This window comes from Georgenia ruanii, from assembly GCF_009193175.1.
Taxonomy (GTDB): domain Bacteria; phylum Actinomycetota; class Actinomycetes; order Actinomycetales; family Actinomycetaceae; genus Georgenia; species Georgenia ruanii.
Genome location: NZ_VUKE01000012.1, coordinates 146,655 through 166,617 on the forward strand (window position 1 = coordinate 146,655; position 19,963 = coordinate 166,617).

Annotated in this window: 17 protein-coding genes; 10 read left to right on the top strand and 7 right to left on the bottom strand. The window is 69.9% G+C overall.

Features of this window, described 5'->3' with window-relative positions:
- Nucleotides 1–70 precede the first annotated feature (70 nt).
- From GD880_RS13070 to GD880_RS13105, 8 genes are all read left to right on the top strand, one after another.
- A complete protein-coding gene (locus GD880_RS13070) occupies nucleotides 71–2,212 on the top strand; it encodes a hydantoinase/oxoprolinase family protein (protein ID WP_226909638.1) in 2,142 nt (713 codons plus the stop codon).
- A complete protein-coding gene (locus GD880_RS13075) occupies nucleotides 2,209–4,503 on the top strand; it encodes a hydantoinase B/oxoprolinase family protein (RefSeq protein WP_226909639.1) in 2,295 nt (764 codons plus the stop codon). The genes GD880_RS13070 and GD880_RS13075 overlap by 4 nt, the downstream gene beginning before the upstream one ends.
- Before the next feature lie 87 nt (nucleotides 4,504–4,590).
- Nucleotides 4,591–5,409: a CoA transferase subunit A gene (locus GD880_RS13080; protein WP_152232051.1), complete on the top strand. Its 819-nt coding sequence runs from the start codon at nucleotides 4,591–4,593 to the stop codon at nucleotides 5,407–5,409.
- The gene (locus GD880_RS13085) at nucleotides 5,409–6,071 is read left to right on the top strand and encodes a CoA transferase subunit B (RefSeq protein ID WP_193314503.1); all 663 of its coding nucleotides are present in this window, start codon (nucleotides 5,409–5,411) and stop codon (nucleotides 6,069–6,071) included. Before GD880_RS13080 ends, GD880_RS13085 begins: the two co-directional genes overlap by 1 nt.
- A 142-nt stretch (nucleotides 6,072–6,213) precedes the next feature.
- Nucleotides 6,214–7,377: an acetyl-CoA C-acyltransferase gene (locus GD880_RS13090; RefSeq protein WP_226909644.1), complete on the top strand. Its 1,164-nt coding sequence runs from the start codon at nucleotides 6,214–6,216 to the stop codon at nucleotides 7,375–7,377.
- A gap of 604 nt (nucleotides 7,378–7,981) precedes the next feature.
- A complete protein-coding gene (locus GD880_RS13095; protein WP_193314504.1) occupies nucleotides 7,982–8,407 on the top strand; it encodes an acyl-CoA thioesterase in 426 nt (141 codons plus the stop codon).
- A gap of 238 nt (nucleotides 8,408–8,645) precedes the next feature.
- On the top strand, nucleotides 8,646–9,551 hold the full coding sequence (locus GD880_RS13100; protein WP_152232082.1) for a BKACE family enzyme: 906 nt from the start codon (nucleotides 8,646–8,648) through the stop codon (nucleotides 9,549–9,551).
- Between the two features lie 434 nt (nucleotides 9,552–9,985).
- Nucleotides 9,986–10,339: a hypothetical protein gene (locus tag GD880_RS13105; protein WP_152232054.1), complete on the top strand. Its 354-nt coding sequence runs from the start codon at nucleotides 9,986–9,988 to the stop codon at nucleotides 10,337–10,339.
- A 60-nt stretch (nucleotides 10,340–10,399) separates the two neighbouring features.
- Here GD880_RS13105 and GD880_RS13110 read toward each other — a convergent pair whose 3' ends face one another.
- From GD880_RS13110 to GD880_RS13135, 6 genes are all read right to left on the bottom strand, one after another.
- Nucleotides 10,400–11,050, bottom strand: coding sequence for a TetR/AcrR family transcriptional regulator (locus GD880_RS13110; RefSeq protein ID WP_152232055.1), 651 nt, complete (start codon nucleotides 11,048–11,050; stop codon nucleotides 10,400–10,402).
- On the bottom strand, nucleotides 10,947–12,353 hold the full coding sequence (locus GD880_RS13115) for an NAD(P)/FAD-dependent oxidoreductase (protein WP_193314506.1): 1,407 nt from the start codon (nucleotides 12,351–12,353) through the stop codon (nucleotides 10,947–10,949). The genes GD880_RS13110 and GD880_RS13115 overlap by 104 nt, the downstream gene beginning before the upstream one ends.
- A 301-nt stretch (nucleotides 12,354–12,654) precedes the next feature.
- Complete coding sequence (locus tag GD880_RS13120; protein WP_152232057.1) at nucleotides 12,655–14,136, bottom strand: aldehyde dehydrogenase family protein; 1,482 nt, start codon at nucleotides 14,134–14,136, stop codon at nucleotides 12,655–12,657.
- Complete coding sequence (locus tag GD880_RS13125; protein WP_152232058.1) at nucleotides 14,133–14,540, bottom strand: carboxymuconolactone decarboxylase family protein; 408 nt, start codon at nucleotides 14,538–14,540, stop codon at nucleotides 14,133–14,135. The genes GD880_RS13120 and GD880_RS13125 overlap by 4 nt, the downstream gene beginning before the upstream one ends.
- Before the next feature lie 16 nt (nucleotides 14,541–14,556).
- Nucleotides 14,557–15,504, bottom strand: coding sequence for a fumarylacetoacetate hydrolase family protein (locus tag GD880_RS13130; RefSeq protein ID WP_152232059.1), 948 nt, complete (start codon nucleotides 15,502–15,504; stop codon nucleotides 14,557–14,559).
- Nucleotides 15,505–15,529: 25 nt separating this feature from the next.
- On the bottom strand, nucleotides 15,530–16,159 hold the full coding sequence (locus tag GD880_RS13135) for a VOC family protein (RefSeq protein WP_152232060.1): 630 nt from the start codon (nucleotides 16,157–16,159) through the stop codon (nucleotides 15,530–15,532).
- Between the two features lie 407 nt (nucleotides 16,160–16,566).
- Between GD880_RS13135 and GD880_RS13140 the strand changes: the two genes are divergently transcribed.
- Both GD880_RS13140 and GD880_RS13145 read left to right on the top strand, forming a co-directional pair.
- Nucleotides 16,567–17,304: an IclR family transcriptional regulator gene (locus GD880_RS13140; protein ID WP_152232061.1), complete on the top strand. Its 738-nt coding sequence runs from the start codon at nucleotides 16,567–16,569 to the stop codon at nucleotides 17,302–17,304.
- A complete protein-coding gene (locus GD880_RS13145; RefSeq protein ID WP_152232062.1) occupies nucleotides 17,301–18,005 on the top strand; it encodes an IclR family transcriptional regulator in 705 nt (234 codons plus the stop codon). The genes GD880_RS13140 and GD880_RS13145 overlap by 4 nt, the downstream gene beginning before the upstream one ends.
- 60 nt (nucleotides 18,006–18,065) lie before the next feature.
- Here GD880_RS13145 and GD880_RS13150 read toward each other — a convergent pair whose 3' ends face one another.
- Nucleotides 18,066–19,562: an APC family permease gene (locus tag GD880_RS13150; RefSeq protein WP_152232063.1), complete on the bottom strand. Its 1,497-nt coding sequence runs from the start codon at nucleotides 19,560–19,562 to the stop codon at nucleotides 18,066–18,068.
- Nucleotides 19,563–19,963 lie beyond the last annotated feature (401 nt).

Here is a 19,963-nt window from a genome sequence, read left to right on the forward strand (position 1 = left end):
GGCCACGACGGCCCCACCGGGCGGTCTGGCCTTCGCCAGGCACGCCGCACAGCTGCGAAGGAGCACGGACTTGACTGCCATCACCGACGATCGGCCAGGACCTGTCGGCACCGACTGCGAGGGGAGCCTCGGCTGGGCCATCGGGACGGACGTGGGCGGCACATTCACGGACCTGTGGCTGCGCACCGATGACGGGCGTTCGTTCGTGTGCAAGTCGCCGACCACCGCCGACGTCGTCACCGGCGTCATCGACGCGCTGCACATCGCGGCGCGGACCGCCGGCGTCAGCACCGAGGAGCTCTGCGGCAAGGTTGACCGGTTCGGCCACGGTACTACGGTCGGGCTCAACGCCCTGCTCACCGGGCGCACCGCGCGGGTCGGCCTCGTCACCACTCTCGGGTTCGGTGACGTGCTCGAGATCGGCCGGCTGCGGCGGGGCACGGCCGGACTGGAGGGGCTCGACCTCGGGAACTACTTCCTGCGCGGTCAGGTGGCGCCTCTCGTGCCGCGCGAGCTCGTCGTCGAGGTGGCCGAGCGCGTGAATCCGCAGGGCGAGGTGCTGACCCCGCTCGACACGGGCTCCGCGCGCCGGGCCCTGGAGGCGCTGCGGGACGAGGGGGTCGAGGCGGTCGCGATCTGCCTGCTGTGGTCCACCGAGAATCCCGCGCACGAGCTCGAGGTCGCCCGCTTGGCGGAGGAGATCTTGCCCGGAGCATTCATCAGTGTCTCCCACGACGTCGCGCCCACGGTCGGGGAGTACGCACGCGCCTCCACCACCGTGGCGAACGCGGCGCTGGGCCCGGTCGCGGGCCGGTACCTGGGCAACCTCCAGGCGCAGCTGCAGGCACTGGGGATGACGGCCCCGATCATGATGACCACCAGCGCCGGCGGCGTGGTCCCGGCGGCTGCCCTTACCGCTGTGCCCGTCCGCGGCCTGCTCAGCGGACCCGCGTCGTGCGTGGTGGCCGGCCAGGCCCTCGGTGTGGCGCTGGCGCGGCCGAAGGTCCTCACTCTCGACGTCGGCGGGACGAGCTTCGACGTCGGCGTCGTCGTCGACGGTGCCCCCCTGCTGCGGGAGGAGGTGACGTTCGGCGGTGCCGACATGCGGGTGCCCAGCGTCGACATCGCCAGCATCGGCGCCGGCGGAGGCTCCATCGCCGCCGTGAACGACGGCATCCTCACCGTCGGCCCGCGCAGCGCCGGGGCGGAGCCGGGGCCGGTCTGCTACGGCAAGGGCGGCACGGAGCCCACCACCACCGACGCCGACCTCGTCCTGGGCGTGCTGGACCCCGATCGGTTCGGCAGCGGCGGCATCCGGCTCGACGTCGACGGCGCCCGGGCGGCCCTCGCCGAGAAGATTGGTGAGCCCCTCGGGCTCACCGGCATCGAGGCGGCGCGCGCGGTGCGGGAGGTCTTCGACGCTGCGATGGCCGACCTGGTTCGCTCCGTCACCATCGAACGCGGTCACGACCCGCGCGAGTTCACCCTCGTCGCCGGCGGCGGCAGCGGGCCGTCGCACGCCTGGAAGCTGTGCCGCGAGCTGGGCCTGGATGGCTTCATCGTCCCGGCGACCGCCACCGCGCAATCCGCCTTCGGGGCCGGCACGTCGGACCTGCGCACCACTGCCTCGCGCACCTGCTATGTCCGGCTCTCACCCGGGACCGTGCCCGATGACGACCACGCCGCCATCCTCACGGCGGCGTTCGAGGACGCCGGGCGCCGCGCCCTGGACGCCATGCCGCACCCTGAGCGCGCCGAGGTCGTCTACACCGCGGCGGTGCGCTACCGCGGCCAGACCCACCACCTCGACATTCCTGTCGACCCGGAGCCGGACGCCGCCGCGCTGGTTGCGCTGCTCGCGGCGTTCGAGGCGGAGTACGAGCTGCTGTTTGGCAAGGGTGCGGGCTTCCGCGAGGCGGGCTTCGAGATCCTCTCGGTCCGCGCCGTCGCCGCCGTCCGTACCGCCGACGCGTCGGCGTCGACCACGGGGGAGCAGCTGGCCGTGCGGGACGTCCGCCCGGTCGTCTTCGACGACCCGCACACCCCCGAGGAGACCGTCGTGCTGGGGTGCGATTGGCCCGCGGCGGACCAGGAGATCTCCGGCCCGGCCCTCATCCAGCTGCCCGGCTGCGTTGTGGTCGTCCCGCCCGGTGGGACGGCACGCACGGACGACGGCGGAAACATCCACGTGAAGGTAGGAGACGCAGCATGAGTACCCTGCAGACGCGGCCCGCGACGGCTGCCGAGGATCGGACCGGGATGGCTGATCCGGTCATCGCACAGGTCGTGCGGAGCCGCCTGGTGGCGATCACCGACCAGATGCGCATGGCCCTGCAGTCGGTCAGCGGCAGCCCGACCGTGACCGAGGCCAGTGACTTCTTCACCGGCCTCTACCTGCCGGACGGCTCCTTCGCCACCATGGGCCACCAGGTCACGTTCGAGGCCCCGCCCGTCGGCGCCCTGATCCGGCACCTGCTCGACAGCGGCCGCACCTTGCGCGACGGGGACCGCATCATCGGCAACGACCCGTTCGTCGGTGCCCTGCACCAGAACGACCTCCAGATGTGTGCACCCCTCTTCGTTGACGGCGAGATCGTCGCCTGGGCCGGGGTGATGGCGCACGAGACCGACATCGGCGGCATGGACTTCGCGTCCTGGTCGCCCAAGGCGAAGGAGATCTGGCAGGAGGGCCTGCGGATCCCGGCCGTCACGCTCGTCTCCGGTGGAGAGCTCCGCGAGGACGTGCTCGAGATGGTCCTCTCCGCCACACGCCTGCCCGCGCAGGTCGGGCTCGACATCCGCGCGTTCATCGCGACGCTCAACGTCGCCGCCGAGCGGCTGGTGGAGCTCTGCCACCGGTACGGCACCGACGTCGTGCAGGCCGCCATGGTCTCCATGGTCGACGACTCCGAGCGCAAGCTCCGCCAACGGCTGCTCGAACTGCCGGACGGGGTGGTCCACACCCACGACTTCCTCGAGCACGACGGCCACACCAACAAGCTCTACGAGGTCGATCTGGTGCTGACAAAGGAGGGGGACCGTCTCCGGTTCGACTTCTCCGGGTCCTCCGAGCAGGCGCAGGGCTTCGTAAACTGCTCCCGTGCCGGGCTCACGGGCGGCGTCGCGGGGGCGCTCATCCCGACTCTCGGGTTTGAGATCCCGTGGAACGACGGGCTGCTCCGGCCGGTGGAGATCGTCGCCCCCAACGGACTCGTCTGCACAGCGATCCCGCCGGCACCGGTGGGCAGCGCGACGGTCGAGACCGTCTGGGTGGTCAGCAACGTCGTCGCCAGTGCCCTCAACCGGCTCCTCGCGGCGACCCCCAAGTACGCGCACCGGGCCCAGGCCGTCAGCAGCGGCACCATGGCTACTTACAACATGAGCGGGTGGAACCAGTTCGGTGAACGGTTCGGGCTTCACCTCATGGACCCGCTCGCCGGCGGCTTCGGGGCGTACGTGAGCCATGACGGCCAAGATGCGGCAGGTCCGATCAACACGCCGTGCCCCTCCATCGCCGACGTGGAGGTCAACGAGCAGGGGACGCCGCTGTTCTACCTGTACCGGCGGCTCGCTGAGGACACCGGCGGCGCGGGACGTCGCCGGGGCGGCGTCGGGGCGGAGATCGCCCTGTCCATCTCCGTCCCCGAGGCAGAGGCCCTCGTGATGACCCATGGCGCCGAGGTGCCCAACTCCTCCGGCCTGTCCGGCGGGCTGCCGGGCGGAACGATCCATCAGTCCCTCGCGCGTGACGGTCGCCACGAGACCGGACCCGAGAAGGCGTTGGTGGGCCTGCACGGCGGGCGCACCGACAGGATCCCCGCGTTCGAGAACCTCGGCCCTAAGCCGGGTGCCTTCCGTATCACCGACCAGGACGTCTTCGCGGTGACCTGGCAGGGCGGCGGCGGGATCGGGGATCCGCTGGACCGCGACCCCGCCGAGGTGCTGCACGACGTGCGGCGCCGGGTCGTGAGTGTGTCGGCCGCCAGCTCGACCTACGGCGTGGTCCTCGAGTACGAGGCCGACGGACGCGTCAGCGGATGGGACCGGCCGGCCACTGAGCAGGCGCGGCACGAGGCACGCGCGGCACGTCTGGGTCGCCCCGTTGAGGACGTTGTGGCACCGCTGGGGCAGGTCGGGCCCGACGTGCCGCCCAGCGGGCTCGGCGAAGGCGAGCGGTGGCTGCCGCTCTCCGACCGGCTCAGGGCAATCCACGGTGCCGACGGCGACTGGCGCGTGGAGACCATCGACGGCACCCGCCTCGTCACGGGTTCCACGCGTTGGCGTGCAGGGGCCTCCCGGATAGCCATGCAGCTGCCGGAACGGGTGGGCGACACCCTTCACACGGAGCTGACAGTCACCGGCTGGCTGGACCCGGCGACCGGAGCCCTGCTTGCTGTGGACCTGCACCGCAACGATACCGAACCCTTCGACGACCTCGATCTCGACCTAGCAGCGGGTGGCAGCGCCGACCGGCTCGCCGCCATAGGTGACCGCCTCGGTTAGTTGACACCCATCTCACCGGGCGACATCCGGACGACCGCCGGGAGGCATCACGGCCCGCCCATCCACCGACGGAAGGAATGGCACGACATGGCAGAGCAGACGACGCTCGACACCCGCGACAGACCCCGAGGCCTGGGGAAGGTGGTGGCCTCGGCCGCGGAGGCGGTCTCGGACATCGGCGACGGCGCGTCGCTGGCGGTGGGCGGGTTCGGCCTCTCGGGCAACCCGATGGCGCTGATCGAGGCGCTGCTGGCCACCGGGGTGGGCAACCTCAAGGTGGTGTCGAACAACTGCGGGGTGGACGACTGGGGCCTGGGGCTGCTCCTCGGCGCGGGCCGCCTGGCGAAGATGACCGCCTCCTACGTGGGGGAGAACAAGGAGTTCGAGCGGCAGTTCCTCTCCGGCGAGCTCGAGGTCGAGCTGACCCCGCAGGGCACCCTGGCGGAGAAGCTGCGCGCGGGCGGGTCCGGGATCGCCGCGTTTTTCACCCCCACCGGGGTGGGTACCCAGGTGGCCGAGGGCGGCCTGCCGCGCCGCTACGACGGCTCCGGCGGGGTGGCGGTGGCCTCCCCGGTCAAGGAGACCCGCACGTTCCCCTTCGCCGGGGCCGAGCGGGAGTTCGTCCTGGAGGAGGCCATCACGACCGACTTCGCCCTGGTGCACGCCGCCACGGGAGACCGGCACGGGAACCTGGTGTTCACCAAGGCGGCGCGGAACTTCTCCCCGCTGGCGGCGATGGCCGGGCGGGTGTGCATCGCCCAGGTCGAGGAACTGGTCGAGCCCGGCGAGCTCGACCCCGACGAGATCCACCTGCCCGGCATCTACGTCCACCGGGTCGTGCACGTCGGTAAGAACATCGAGAAGCGGATCGAGAAGCGCACCGTGCGCAAGGAGGGGCAAGTCTGATGACTCTCAGCAGGCAGGAGATGGCCGCGCGGGCGGCCCTGGAGCTGCCCGACGGCGCGTACGTCAACCTTGGCATCGGGCTGCCCACGCTGGTGCCCAACTACGTCCCGGACGGTCGGGAGGTGGTGCTGCAGTCGGAGAACGGGATCCTCGGCGTCGGCCCCTACCCGGCCGAGGACGCGGTGGACCCGGATCTGATCAACGCGGGCAAGGAGACCGTCACCACCCTGCCCGGGGCGGCGTACTTCGACTCGGCCCTGTCCTTCGGGATGATCCGGGGCGGGAAGATCGACGTCGCCATCCTCGGCGGGATGCAGGTCAGCGAGAGCGGGGACCTGGCGAACTGGATGATCCCGGGGAAGATGGTCAAGGGCCCGGGCGGGGCGATGGACCTCGTCCACGGCGCCGGGAAGGTCATCGTCCTGATGGAGCACAACGCGCGTGACGGGGCGGCGAAGATCGTCTCCGAGTGCTCCCTGCCGCTGACCGGTAGGGGCGTGGTCGACCGGATCATCACGGACCTCGCCGTCATCGACGTGCGCACCGAGGGCCTGGTACTGGTCGAGACCGCTCCCGGTGTGAGCGTCGAGGAGGTCCGGGCGCGCACCGAGCCGGAGCTGGCTGTGTCCGAGGAGCTGAGCGCCGTGGAGGTGCGGGGATGAGCGCCCAACGGCCGCCCACCATCATGTCGTTCGCCGTCACGTCGTCCACCGCGAGCGAGGAGGCCCAGCCGTGAGCACCACCGAGAACACCAACGACAGCAACGGCACCCACCCGCCGGCCGCGGAGCCGGGCGACGTCGTCATCGTCGGGGCGGCCCGGACCCCGCAGGGCAAGCTGCGCGGGCAGCTCGCCTCCTGCACCGCCGTCCAGCTCGGCGCCGCCGCGATCCGCGGCGCGCTCGAGCGTGCCGGCATCAACCCCGGTGAGGTCGAGGCGGTCATCCTGGGCCAGGTGCTGCAGGCAGGGGTGGGGCAGAACCCCGCCCGGCAGGCCGCCATCGGCGCCGGGATTCCCTGGTCGGCGCACACCGCCACGGTGAACAAGGTGTGCTTGTCCGGGCTGACCGCCATCATCGACGCCGCCCGCCTGCTGCGCTCGGGGGAGGCCGACGTCGTCGTGGCAGGCGGCATGGAGTCCATGACCAACGCCCCGCACCTGCTGCCCGGCTCGCGGGCCGGGTACGCCTACGGGCCGGTGACGCTGCTGGACCACACCGCCCACGACGGGCTCACCGACGCCTTCGACCACGAGGCCATGGGCACCGCCACCGAGCGGTACACCACGCAGAAGTACCCCCTCACGCGGGAGCAGCAGGACGCCGTGGCCGCCGCCTCCCACCAGCGCGCCGCCGCCGCTTGGGAGGCCGGGGCCTTCGCCGCCGAGGTCGTGCCCCTGACGGTGACGACCCGCAAGGGCGAGACGCTCGTGGACCGCGACGAGGGCATCCGCCCCGACACCACCGTCGAGACCCTGACGAGGCTGCGGCCGGCGTTCGTCGAGGGCGGGTCGATCACCGCCGGCAACGCCTCGCCGATCTCCGACGGCGCCGCCGCCGTGGTGCTGACCACCCGGCGGGTAGCCGAGGAACGGGGCTGGCCGGTCATGGCCACGATCCGGGCCGCCGGGCAGGTCGCCGGCCCCGACACCTCCCTGCACGCCCAGCCCGCCCGCGCCATCGAGGCCGCCCTGAAGCGGCAGGGCTGGGACACCGCCGACCTCGACCTCATCGAGATCAACGAGGCCTTCGGTGCCGTCGTCGCCCAGTCCGTCGCCGAGCTCGGCGCCGACCCGGACAAGGTCAATCCCCACGGCGGCGGCATCGCCATCGGCCACCCCATCGGCGCCTCCGGCGCCCGCCTCGTCGTCCACGCCGCCCACCAGCTCGCCACCGACGGCGTCCGCCGCGCCGCGGTCGCCCTGTGCGGCGGCGGCGGCCAGGGCGAGGCCCTGCTCCTCCAAACCTGAGGCATACCAATGAAGCAGACCGTGTGATGGAGGCACTGTCACCCTGGTCGGTCCGGCCGATGCGCCTAATCAGGGGATGGCAGGCGCGTCCGTGCGACAAATGGACGGCGACACTGATCACACGGCATCTCTAAATCAATAGTTGATTCTAATTCCCGAAGGATTAAGACCGGTAGTTCTCCATACACCAACGGGGTTGACAACCGTTCGAGCATCAACTTCGACGATGTGCGTGAGACATAGCAGGTCCCGGCGTCGGCGGCGCGTAACAGGCTCGCGGGGGATCATCGCCGGTGGCACCGCACCGACCAGCGCCAGTCCAGCACAGTCTCTCCCCGCTCTCCTCGCAGCAGGAGGCTCACACGTTGTCACGCGCCTAGCGCACACCCACCAATGTTATGTGCGGCACGCTTGACGACCGTCGGCCAGATGACACATGCTGTGTGTCCACGTCACATCGACGTCGACCATCGGGACGAGGAGGTCCGGACATGGAGACGCACCGCCGCCACGGCACCGAGGGTCCCTTCGCGGAGCCGACTTCAAGGTGCTGACCACCCGACCAGCCCCTCACAACGGACGGGCTCACGACCAGGAGACGTGCATGCACAGCCATACGGTCGACGGCACTGTGACGTGGGCCGAGACAGACGCCAGCGGCCGGATCCACAACACAGCTGTCTTCCGCTGGGCCGAGTCCGCGGAGCACGCCCTGTGCTACCGCCTCGACCCAGGCCTCGCCATCGAGCGAATACCGCGACGCAGAGTCGAGGCCAACTACCACCGGCCCTTGGCGTTCCGGGACGCCTACACGCTCACGCTGTCCGTCGCGCACCTCGGCCGCACCTCGATCACGTATGCGTGGACGGTGACTTCCGGCGACGAATTGTGCATCGAAGGTGGCCACGTAGCTGTCTTCACCGATGACGTGGGGCGCGCCAGCCCTTGGCCCGAGACCTTTAGGGCGGCCGTCTCGGGTGGGCCCGTCCACCATGATGGAATTTCTTCGACCAATGGCGACCAGCCTTGAGAAAGGCCAAGAATGCGTACCCGCGCTGCCGTGTCTTCGGCCGTTCTCACGGCGGCTACCACCGTCGCCCACGCGGCGGGCGGCAATGCCAAGGCCGAAGCCGCGCCAGCGGAGCTGCCCTGACCGCACATCCACGCGGCTGCGAGCCGCCACAAGCACCGGCTCTCTCGCCGGAACACACAGTGCCGACCACGACACAAGGAGGTAGGTGGCCATGGCCACGACACGACAGGCAGACATCAAGCCCCGCAAGGTGATCGTCACGGTCGCCCCGACCGGCGGGATGGCGGGCAAAGACCAGAACCCGAACCTGCCTACCCAGCCCGAGGAGATCGCGGACGACATCGCGGCGTGCGTCGAGGCTGGCGCGTCCGTCGCCGCCATTCACGCCCGTCGGCCCGACGGCCTGGCCACGTGCAACCCCGAGATCTACGGGCGGATCAACGAACTCGTCCGCGAGCGGTGCGACGTCGTGATCAATAACTCCACGGGCGGGGGCATCAGTGGGGACATGATAAAGGAGTACGACACCGGCGAGTTGCGCATCGACTGGAATGAGCGGCTTAAGGGCTTAGAGGCCCCACTGGTGGAGATGGCCACGTTCGACTGCCAGACGATCATCGGGTTACACAACGGCAAGGAATACCTGTCCAAGACCTCTCCGGCTCAGTGCGACGAGCTGGCCGAAAAGATGGCGGCTCGGGGGATTAAGCCTGAGTGGGAGGTGTTCAACCACGCAAACATCGCCCAGGACTGCAAGCGGCTCATCAACGCTGGGTTCGACTCCAAGCCCTACTACATAAACATCGTCATCGGGGTGGACAAGGGCTTCCAGGGGGCCATGCCTTACACCCCGGCGGCCCTGCAGCAGATGGTTGAGGAGCTGCCGGTGGGCGCCGAGCTTTGCGTCTCGGGCATCGGCCCCAACCAGCTGCCGGTCATCGCTCACTCCATCCTGCTCGGCGGGCACGTTCGCGTGGGCCTCGAGGACAACCTCTACTTCCGGCGCGGCGAGCTGGCGACCAACGTCCAGCTGGTCGAGCGTGCGGTCCGGATCGTGCGTGAGCTCGGACACGAGCCCGCCACGCCGGCTGAAGCGCGCCAGATGCTCGGCTTGAAGGCTCTGGAGCCCGCTTCCGCCTGAGGTTCTGCCGCTCCACAACGAGGCCCAGCCGCTCGGCTGCGGGTAGTTGTGGCGGGCAACACCGCCGTGCGGACGGATCCCGTCCTCACGGCGGCGCCGTCTGTTCATGATCAAGAACATCGTGCGTGACCGGTCGGGTGGCACCGCCAGTCCGGCTAGGTGAAGGCGGTGGCGAACCCCTACTCGGCTGTCGTCGGCTTCGAATCACCAACGTCGAGGTCGTGGACGGCAGAGTGACCAAACGTCATAGCGGACGAGTTCGTGCCACGGTTGTGCCACGGAATCACCGTGTGCCACGGTTGTGCCACGGGTCGAGCCAGCATCTTCGCGTGTGATGCGTACCGTTGTGAGGTCTGCGAAAGTACATGTCAATGGGGGCGAGATGCGCGGGGTTCCACCGGTTTCTGCGCCTCAAGGGCGATGAGGACAGCGCCTTGGCTGGGCAGGGCCGGAGTTCCTCCGGCCGTGAGAAGGTCGGCGGTTCGAATCTCTACGGCTCCAACTGGCGCGGGCCTCTGGTCACCGAAACAGAGAAGAACTTCTACGGTTCGTCAGGATTTCGCGCGAGATCGATGAGCCCCGTTGCCGAGCGCTGGTGGCCGATGCCAGCTGCGACCGGTTTCATCGATGCGGGCAGCGCTCTCGCGGCGTGCCGGGTCGCGATGAACGCGAACATCCCGCTGCTTGATCGTCGCGTGCGGGACCGCGGTTTCAAAGAAGTCGCCCCGGGTCGGTCATATCCGCGCCGGAAACCGCGCTGGGCCTTCAGCAACGAACGTTGGATGTAGACGTAGGAGGGCAGCAGGCGACCGCTTTCGACAACCCCGGGGCGAGGCGTGGCCAACTGCTCAATCGTTTCGTCCGAGCTGCCGGATGAGACGACTGAGAGCCGCAAAGGCGCCGTCGACGTCGACCTCATCTCCTCGGCTGAGACGTTGCAGGGCCAGCCCGTCCAGCGCCGCCACCACCAGGAGAACCGTGTCCTCGTCCGCCGCTGCACCGTGTCGGTCGAGCCACTGACCGACCTCCGCGCGGTACTGCGCGTATACGTCATCGATCGCCTCCGTCCCGGGTTCGCTGAGCATGGTGCTGTACTGCACCCGCAGCTCACCGAGCGTGCGATCGATGCGCGAGGACAGCGGTGCCTCGTCGTTGATCTCCAGGTACATCGTGCGGCTCGCCGCCTCGGCGACGGTGGCGGAGATGAGCCCGTCTCGGGTGCCGAAGTGGTGGCGCACGAGGCCGTGGCTCACCCCCGCCCGTTCCGCCACTGCGCGCAGCGTCACCGCGTGAAGGCCGCGCTCGGTGGCGATGGCGAGGGCCGCCGCCCGGATCGCGGCGACCCCCTCGCCATACGCCGGGTGGGAGCGACGCGAGCCTCCCCATGCGGCCCCGCTACCCGAGGTGACCACTGAACCCAGCCACACGGTTGGCGACCTGCAGCAGTCTCGACGGCTTCCCAGAGCGCTCCTCGTTCGCCTCGCCCAGCACCCGACCACGGAAGATCACCTGCGCGCCGACGGTCCGCAGGGGCTCCGGCTCCCAGTTGCGCGGGTGCCGGCGCACCCACGGCAGCGCGGTCATCTCCGTGTCCTGCTGGAGGATGAGGTCCCGGAGCGTTCGTCCCGCCATGTTCGAGGGCACGACCCCTTCACCGACATACCCCCCGCCCCACCCGAGGCCGGTCTTGTGGTCGACGCCGACCGAGGGCGCCCAGTCCCGCGGGGCGCCGAAGACGCCGGCCCACGCGTGCGCGATCTTGACGCCGTGGAGCGAGGGGAAGAGCTTCATCAGCTGTCGGTAGTAGTGCTGCTGCAGCTCGCGCGGCGGCTCCTTGTCGAAGGAGGTCTTCGACCCGGAGTAGTACGGGACACGGGGGTCGTCCCCACCGATGGTGATCCGGTGGTCGTGGGTGCGCTGCAGATGCAGGAACGGGTGCTCGGCAAGCACGGTCTCGCGGTTGTACCAGCCGATCTCCTCCCAACTGCTCTCCGGGATCGGCTCCGTCGCGATCATCGTGGTGTGCACCGGGACGATCTGGCGCTCGTGCCCGTCCAGCCAGCGGGTGTAGGCCTCGGTCGCGCGGATGACGTACCGCGCCTCGACCGTGCCGTGCTCGGTGACCGCGCGATGAGGGGCGATGGACTGTACCCGCGTCTGCTCGTAGATCGTGCCGCCGAGCCGCTCGACGACCTCGGCCAGCCCACGGACGAGCCGGGCCGGGTCGTGGCTTGCCGAGTGGGAGTTGTACTTGGCGCCGAGCAGGCCGGCGACGCGGATGCGCTCGGCTGCCTGCTCTCGGTCCAGGTACACCGTGTCGTCCGGGTCGAAGCCGTACTCGCGGTCCTCCGTGACGCTCTCGCGGAAGCTGCGGGCCTCGAGCGGCGTGCGCGCCACCATCAGCACGCCCGCCTTCGCGAACTTGGCATCGATCTGCTCGCGTTCGATGACAGCGCCGATCTCGTCGACGCCGGCCTGGACGGCGCGCTCCATCGCGATCGCGCCCGCGACCCCACCACGCTTCGTCCAGAACTCCCGGGAGCCGACCAGCTGGGAGATGACGGCTCCACCGTTGCGGCCGGAGGGGCCGTAGCCGGCGAACCTCGCCTCGAGGAGGACGACCTTCAGGCCCGGATCCGAGCGCAACAGCTCGTACGCCGTCCACAGCCCCGTGTACCCGGCGCCGACGATGGCGACGTCGGCCTTGATGTTTCCCGGCAGACGGTCACGCAACGGGATGGTGCCGTCGTCTCCGTACATCTCGGCGTACCAGTGCGAGATGTTCCTGGCTCGATAGGCCATGGGCGCTCCTTCGCGATTCATGCGGGCAAGTAGCGCTGACGCTACACGGAAACTATCCAACTGGATAGTCCTTAGTGCTCGGTATTCGTGTGCTGTAGCCCGAATACCGATGAGCCGACGGCGATCGGTCGGCGATCCGCCGACGTCCGGCACGTAGGTGCACAGACGTCGAGGTCCTCCGGATCGGTCGCGACTGACGAAACCGAACCGGAGGACCTCGACGGTGGCGCATGCAGGTGTGCCACCGGCTCGGGGAGCCGGTGGGGCGTGCTTACGCCGTTGGGGCGGACAGGATGCGTGCTTACGCCGTTGGGGCGGACAGGATGTTGACGGTCTTGAGCTGGGTGTTGGCGTGGAGTCCGGCAAGCCCGAGCTCCTCGCCGATCCCGCTGGACTTCACGCCGAGCCACGGGAGCGCAGGGTGCGGCGGGCCCCAGGCGTTGACCCACACGACACCGGCGCGGATGTCCCGGGTGAACCGGTTGATCCGGCTCGAGTCGTTCGTCCACAGCACCGCCGTCAGGCCGTAGTCAGTGCCGTTGGCGTAGGCGAGGACCTGGTCGTCGTCGTCGAAGGGGATGACCGTCCCGACGGGGCCGAAGATCTCCTCCCGCGCGATCGTCAGGTCGTTGGTGCCGACGAACACGGTGGGCTGGACGAAGTACCCCGTGTCCCCGATGCGCTCGCCGCCCGTGAGCAGCTCGGCCCCCTCCTCGCGTGCCGTGGCGATGTAACGGAGCACTCGCTGGAGCTGCTGCTCGTTGATCAACGAGCCCATCTGGGAGTCCTCGGCGAGCGGGTCGCCGACGACGATGCTCTCGGCGTGCGCCTTCAGCCGGGCGGTGAAGCTGTCGATGATGTCGCGGTGGACGTACACCCGCGACCCGGAGGCGCAGGTCTGCCCCTGGTTGGCGAACAGGGAGAGCGCGGCGGTGGGCACGACGCGGTCGAGGTCGGCGTCGGGCCAGACGATCTGGGGTGACTTCCCGCCCAGCTCGAGCGTGACCTTCTTGAGCGCCGGGCCGGCGGCCGCGGCGATCTCCTGGCCGACCGCCGTCGACCCGGTGAAGGTCACCTTGTCCACCAGAGGGTGCCGGACCAGCGCCGCCCCGGCGGTCGCACCGCGGCCGGGGAGCACGTTGATGACGCCCGGCGGAAAACCTGCTTCTGCGGCCAGCTCGGCCATGCGCAGCGTCGTGAGCGAGGCGTCCTCCGCGGGCTTGATGACGATCGTGTTCCCGGCCGCCAGCGCGGGGGCGATCTTCCACGCGAGGATCATCGTCGGCGCGTTCCACGGCGTGATCGCCCCGACGACGCCGAGCGGCTGGCGCAACGTGTAGGAGAAGCGGTCGGCACCGGCAAACGGCGGCAGGGAGAACGTGGTGCCGGTGATCTTGTCCGCCCAGCCGGCGAAGTGGCGCAGCGTGTCGATCACGAGGGGGATCTCGGCGAAGCGCGCCTCACCGAACGGCCTGCCCACATCGACGGCCTCGAGCCGGGCGAGGTTGTCGATGTCGGCCTCGACGAGGTCGGCGAGCTTCCAGAGCAGCCGTCCGCGCTCGGCGCCGTCCAGGCGCGCCCACTCACCGCCCTCGAACTGCGCATGGGCGGCGCGGACGGCGCTGTCGACGTCCGCCTCCGTGGCCGCCGCCAGGTGGTCCAGGACCTCCCCGGTCGCCGGGGCGACCACCGGGATCGTCCCGCCGTCCGACGACGCGCGCCACGTACCGTCGATGAACAGCTCGAGGCGGGGGAGCCGCACGGCGGTCTCGACGGCCGTCACGAGCCGGGGCCTTCCGGCTGCTGGGTGGCCGCCGCGTTCTCGGCCAGCACCTCGCCGGCGATCCGGAAGGCCTCGACGCCCGCCGGGATGCCCGCGTAGACGGAGAGGTGGATCAGGGCGTCCTTGATCTCCTCGGGTGTGACGCCGTTGCGCAGCGCGCCCTCGGTGTGGAGGCGGAACTCCGCCGTACGGCCCAGGGTGCCGATGATCGCGAGGTTCAGCAGGCTGCGGTCGCGCCGGCTCAGCGTCTCGCGCCCCCAGGAGGCCCCCCAGCAGAACTCGGTGACGAGCTCTTGGAAGTCCCGGCCGAACTCGCCGGCGTTCGCGAACGAGCGCTCGACGTACTCCTCGCCGACGACGTCCTTGCGGATGCGCAGGCCCCGCTCGAATCCAGACTCGGTCATGTCCGTCCTTCCTCTCTCAGCGGGCCTCGGCCCGGACCGGGTTGCTCAGCGTCCCGATGCCCTCGACGGTGACGTCGATGACGTCCCCGTCCGCCAGGTACTCCGGGGGGGTGCGCTTGAAGCCCACGCCGGCGGGCGTGCCCATGGGGATGATGTCGCCCGGCTCGAGCTCGATGAACTCCGAGACGTGCTCGATGATCGTCGGGATGTCGAAGATGAACTCCTCGGTGCTGGCGTCCTGCTTCACCACGCCGTTGACGGTGGTGGTGATGCGCAGGTTGTGCGGGTCGAGCCCCTCGTCGACGAGCGAGATGTGCGGGCCGACGGGGCCCGAGGCGTGGAAGTTCTTGCCACCGGTGTACTGGGTGACCCGGAACTGGTAGTCCCGGACCGTGACGTCGTTGAAGATCGTGTAGCCCCCGACGTGGTCGAAGGCGTCCTCCTTGGCGATGTGGCGTCCGCCCTTGCCGACGACGACGGCCAGCTCGCCCTCCCAGTCGAGCTCGTGGGACACGAACGGGGCGATGATCGGGTCGCCGTCCGCGACCTGGGTCGCGGCGAAGCGCGGGAAGAGGATCGGGATCTCCGAGATCTGCAGGCCCGCCTCGGCGGCGTGCTTGCCGAAGTTGCGGGCCACGCAGACGATCTTGGGCGGGTTGGGGATCGGGACGAGCGTCTTGGTCGCGGAGCGGGGGACCAGCACCCCGTCGTTGACCGCCTGCGCCGTCTCCAGGGAGCGGGCGTGGACGAGCGCCTCACGCAGCGCGGCCAGGCTTGCCTCGCCGCCCTCGAAGAAGCTCAGCGCGTCGGGCGGGAGGACGGCGGCGGCGAGGGCGTCGCCGTTGCTCGCGCCCTTCGCCGCCTGGGCGGCGGCGTAGGCGCGGGTCACGTCGATGTAGTGCTCCCCGTGGACCGCGCCGAGCCGGTCGGTGCCTGCGTGGCGGAAACGTGCGATCTGCGTCATGTGTCTGTGTGCTCCTGAGCTCGTTCTAGTTCGTGGGGATGGGTTCGGGGGCGGCGTCCTTGGCCGACGCGCGCAGGGTGGACGCGTCCAGGCTTGCCCAGGCGGGGTCGTCCAGCGTCTCGCGCAGTCGCTGGTACTCGTCGAAGTCGAAGTCGTCGAGCTCGACCACCTGGATGGGCGGGTAGACGTGCGCCCTGTCGTCCCAGCCGATCTGGTCGATGTTCCAGTAGAACTCCAGGACGTTGCCGTCCGGGTCCAGGCCATAGAACCGGGTGTGGTTGCCCGGGCCGCCGATGCGGGCGTTGACGATCGGGATCTCCTCGTCCTTGAAGCGCTTGTACAGCATGAGGAGGTCCTCGCGCGTGTCGAACTCGAACGCGATGTGGTGCAACCCCAGGGTCTGCGCCCCGGGCACCTTCGCCGCGGGGTTGCGCAGGGTGAAGATCGACAGCCGGTGGTGGATCGTGTCCTTGTCGCCCCGGACGAAGGCTCCAGACAGCACCGCGACACCGTGCCCAGCCGTGCTCTCGTCGTACCGGAAGATCTCCGTGACACGCATCCCCAGGACGTTCGAGTAGAAGTCCACCGACCTGTCCAGGTCGGCCACCGCGATGCCCACGTGGCCGAGCCGAGCCACCTTCCCCGTGACCGTCATTGTTGTTCCTTCCGTCAGCGTCGACGTACTTGCGACGGTGCTAGCCGTCGATAATCGGGTTTGTAACCACGAATACCGTACACAACACCCGGGCTTGGCGGCAACGGCGAGACGACGGCACGGGGGGTTCGTCCGCGCTGCCACCGGTGCGCACCGCTGCGTGCGCCGCCCGCTATCCGGGCGATAGGGTTCGCCATGACGGCGAATGGCGGCCGATCGGCACCGCGGGGATGGCCGCGTCGGCGGCCCGAGGGGCTCCACACGTCCGGGCGCGACGTGACCAGAGGCGACGTTGCGGAACCCGGCCCACGTCAGCCCGAGTGCCCTGGCTCTCGCCGGTCGGTCACGGCCATGGTTAGCATCACGAGTTCGATAGTCGATCAATCCACCGACGATGAAGGAGCGGGATGGAAACCGCGCAGACCGCGGACTACGCACTGCTCACCCTGCTCGAGCTCGAACGCAGCGATGGTCAGACGGTGTCGCAGCTCGCTGCCGCCCTCTCGCTGAACCGGACCGTTGCCCAGCGGATCGTCACCACGCTCCACCGCCGTGCGGCGGTGTCGCGGGATCTCGAGGGGCGCTACTGGCTCGGGCCGCTTCTCATCGCCTTGGCCGAGCGACTTCCCCACGAGCTGTCCATCGTCAGCGCCCCGCTTGTCGGCGAGCTCGCGCGACGAGCGCAGGAGACCGTCGTCGTCGCCGCGAGGGACGGGGCCGAGGCGGTCGTCGTCGCGCGTGAGAACGGAAGCTCGAGCCCGCTGCGGGTCGAGTACGAGGTTGGCTTCCGGCAGCCGATCAACCGTGGCGCCAGCAGCCTGGCGATCCTCGCTCACCTGGATGAGGCGACCGCGCGCCGCCACGTCGCCGCCTCCGACCTTCCCGCGCTGGCGAAGATCAGGGAGCAGGGGTATGCGCGCTCCGAGGGGCAGCTCCGCGCGCACATGGTCGGAATCGCCGCTCCCATCCTGGCCGGCGAGCTCGGCGTCGTCGGCTCGATCGCGATCATCGTGCCTTCGGCACGGGCCACGCGGTTGGAGGGCTTCCTCGACGACGTCGTCGAGACGGCGGCGCGCATCGGGCGCGCGTACAGGCAGCATGACGACGCGGTGGACGGGATGGCAACGGCAGGGACGGGCCGATGAGCGAGATCTCCAAGACGGCCGACAAGGCGATCGCCCTCCTCGTCGAGCTCGCCGAGGAGGGGATGGCGACCCCTCAGAAGCTCGCCGCGCGCGTGAAGATGAACAGGACCGTGGTGCAACGACTCCTCACGACCCTTGTGGGGCGTGGCTTCGTCACCCGGGTCGACGGCGAGTATGCGGTGTCCCCACGGCTGCGCCGCCTCGCCGCCGCGGTGCAGCCCGAGCTCCGTCGTGCCGCCGCGCCGCACGCCGCCGCACTGTCGGCGAAGACCCATGAGACCGTCGTGGTCCAGGTGCTCGATGGCGACACCGCGGTCGTCATTGCCGAGATCGTCCAGCCGTCCTCCATCGCGCTGCAGGCGCGTCACACCGTGGGCTCCCGGAGCCCGCTCACGCTGAGCGCCTCCGGCCTCGCCATTCTCGCCGCCCTCGACGCGCGCGACACGGAACGCATCCTTCGCTCGGCCGACGACGAGGACGGCACGCTGGCGCGGCGCCTCGAGCACATCCGCCAGACCGGCGTGGCCACCACCTCCGACGAGCTCCAGGAGGGCGTGAGCGGGATCGCGGTCGCGCTGCGTCGTGAGGGGGTCGTGGGGAGCCTCGCCATTCTCGCGCCGACATTCCGCGCGGGGGACCTCGAGAAGCATCAACCGCACCTGATCCGCGCGGCCGCACGGATCGAGCGTTCCCTGGCGTGACAGCAGAAGGGGCTGAGGGGCCTGCGGGCCCCTCAGCCCCTTCGTCGCACAGCGCGGTCGTCAGCCCTGCCGTGCCAGCCTCGCGGTGCGCAGCATCTCCGCCTCCTCGGCGGTGTCACCGGCGGCAAGGTCCTGGTAGGTGTGCGGCCGGTTCTTCTTGATCCAGAACCCGAAGCCGGTCCCGCCGAGCAGGACGATCGGGATCACCCAGGGCAGTGCCGCCGTCCACGGCGCCTCGATCCCGGTGATCCAGCTGAATGCGCTGATCTCGACGACGAGCGCGGCCGCGAGCAGCACGGTCGACAGCGCCGGCGCGACGAGCGTGCGCCACCAGTGCCGGTCGGACGCCGGCTGCTTGAGGAAGTACGCCACCACGGCGGCGGAGGCGAGCGCCTGCAGCGCCGTCGCGCCGAGCGCGCCGATCCCGAAGCCCACGGCGGTGATCTGGGTGTACGGGTCGATCCCCACGAAAGACAGGACCAGAATGACCACCACCGCGGAGATGACGAGGGTCAGCAGGGCGACCCCCGGAGCATCGTGCTTGTTGCGCTTCGCGAGCGCTCGGGGGAGCAGGTCCTCGGCGGCGAGGCTCTGCAGGTACCGCGACATGAAGTTGGCGATCGCCAGGTTGCACGCCAGGCCGGCCAGGATGGCGACGAAGGAGAGGATCCACAGCCCGACCGAGCCGAGATACTGCTCCACGGTGGCGAAGATGAAGCCCACGATCCCGGCATCCTGGACGATCTGCTGCTGGTCCTGCACTCCGGTGACGGAGGTCAGCGCCCAGGTCGTCAGCGCCAGGAGCCCCACGATGATGATGAGGGCACCGTAGAGGGCGCGGGGCACGGTCTTCTCGGGCCGCTTCGCCTCCGGGGCGTAGAGCGCGCCGGACTCGTAGCCCTGGAAGCAGAGGATCGCGAAGACGAAGGCCACAGCCCACTGCCCGACGTTGAGCACGTCGAACGAGACGGCCTCGGCCGGGAAGGCGCCCAGGCCCTTGTCGGCGATGATGGACACGACGAGCGAGCCGATGAGGAGGACCTCGGCCGTGACGACGGCCAGCACCGCGGCCGCGTTGAGATCGATGCGCCGGTAGGCGAGCGTCCCGACGATGATCGCCTCGGCCAGGAGGATCACCTGCCACGGGAACGTGACGCCGAAGAGCGCGACGAGGGTCTCCTGGATGACGAAGGCCTGGATGGCGAACGAGGCGATCAGGCCGACCGGATAGCCCACGACGGCGATCATGGCGGCGCCGACGCCTGCCGGCCGGCCGAGGCCCCGAGCGATGTAGTTGTAGAAGGCCCCGGGTCGGGTGATGCGCCGGACCATCTGCGTGTAGCCGACGCAGAACAGCCAGATGATGACTCCCGAAGCGGCGAACATGAGCGTCATGGAGGGCCCGCCGAATGCCAGGCCCAGCGGCAGCGTGCCGACGACGACGGCCAGCGGCGTCATCGCGGCGATGATGAGGACGACGATCTTCCAGGTCGTGAGGGTGCGCGCAGGGGTACTGGCCTCAGCCACATCGGTTGCGGCGAGCGAGCTTGACGCCATGCTGAGCACCTCCTTGGAGTGAGGGGGGAGGGGGACGGGTGTGCCGCACCGGTGCGGCACAGTGACGAGCGCTCGAGCGGTCGGCCGTGACCGCACGGTCGATATGAGGTCGTGAGTGATCCCATATCGGAAACAACGCAATATTGATGGGGCGCTCAAAAAAAGTCAATAGGCCCGGAGCGACCGTGGCCGGCGCGCATTGGTCGGATCGCCTCGCGCGCCCTCGAGCGGGGCGTCGAGGGGGCCCGGTGGGCCGAGTCGCTTGACTCGGAGGCTAGGAGCGTGGGTCGGTAAGGGCATGGCGACGCGCTGACCGCGGTCATTGGGTCGGTTCGCGAACATCGTGAGTGCTCGAGGCGGTGAGGGCGGTCCTGGCAGGGCGGTCATGGCCGGGAGGGCCG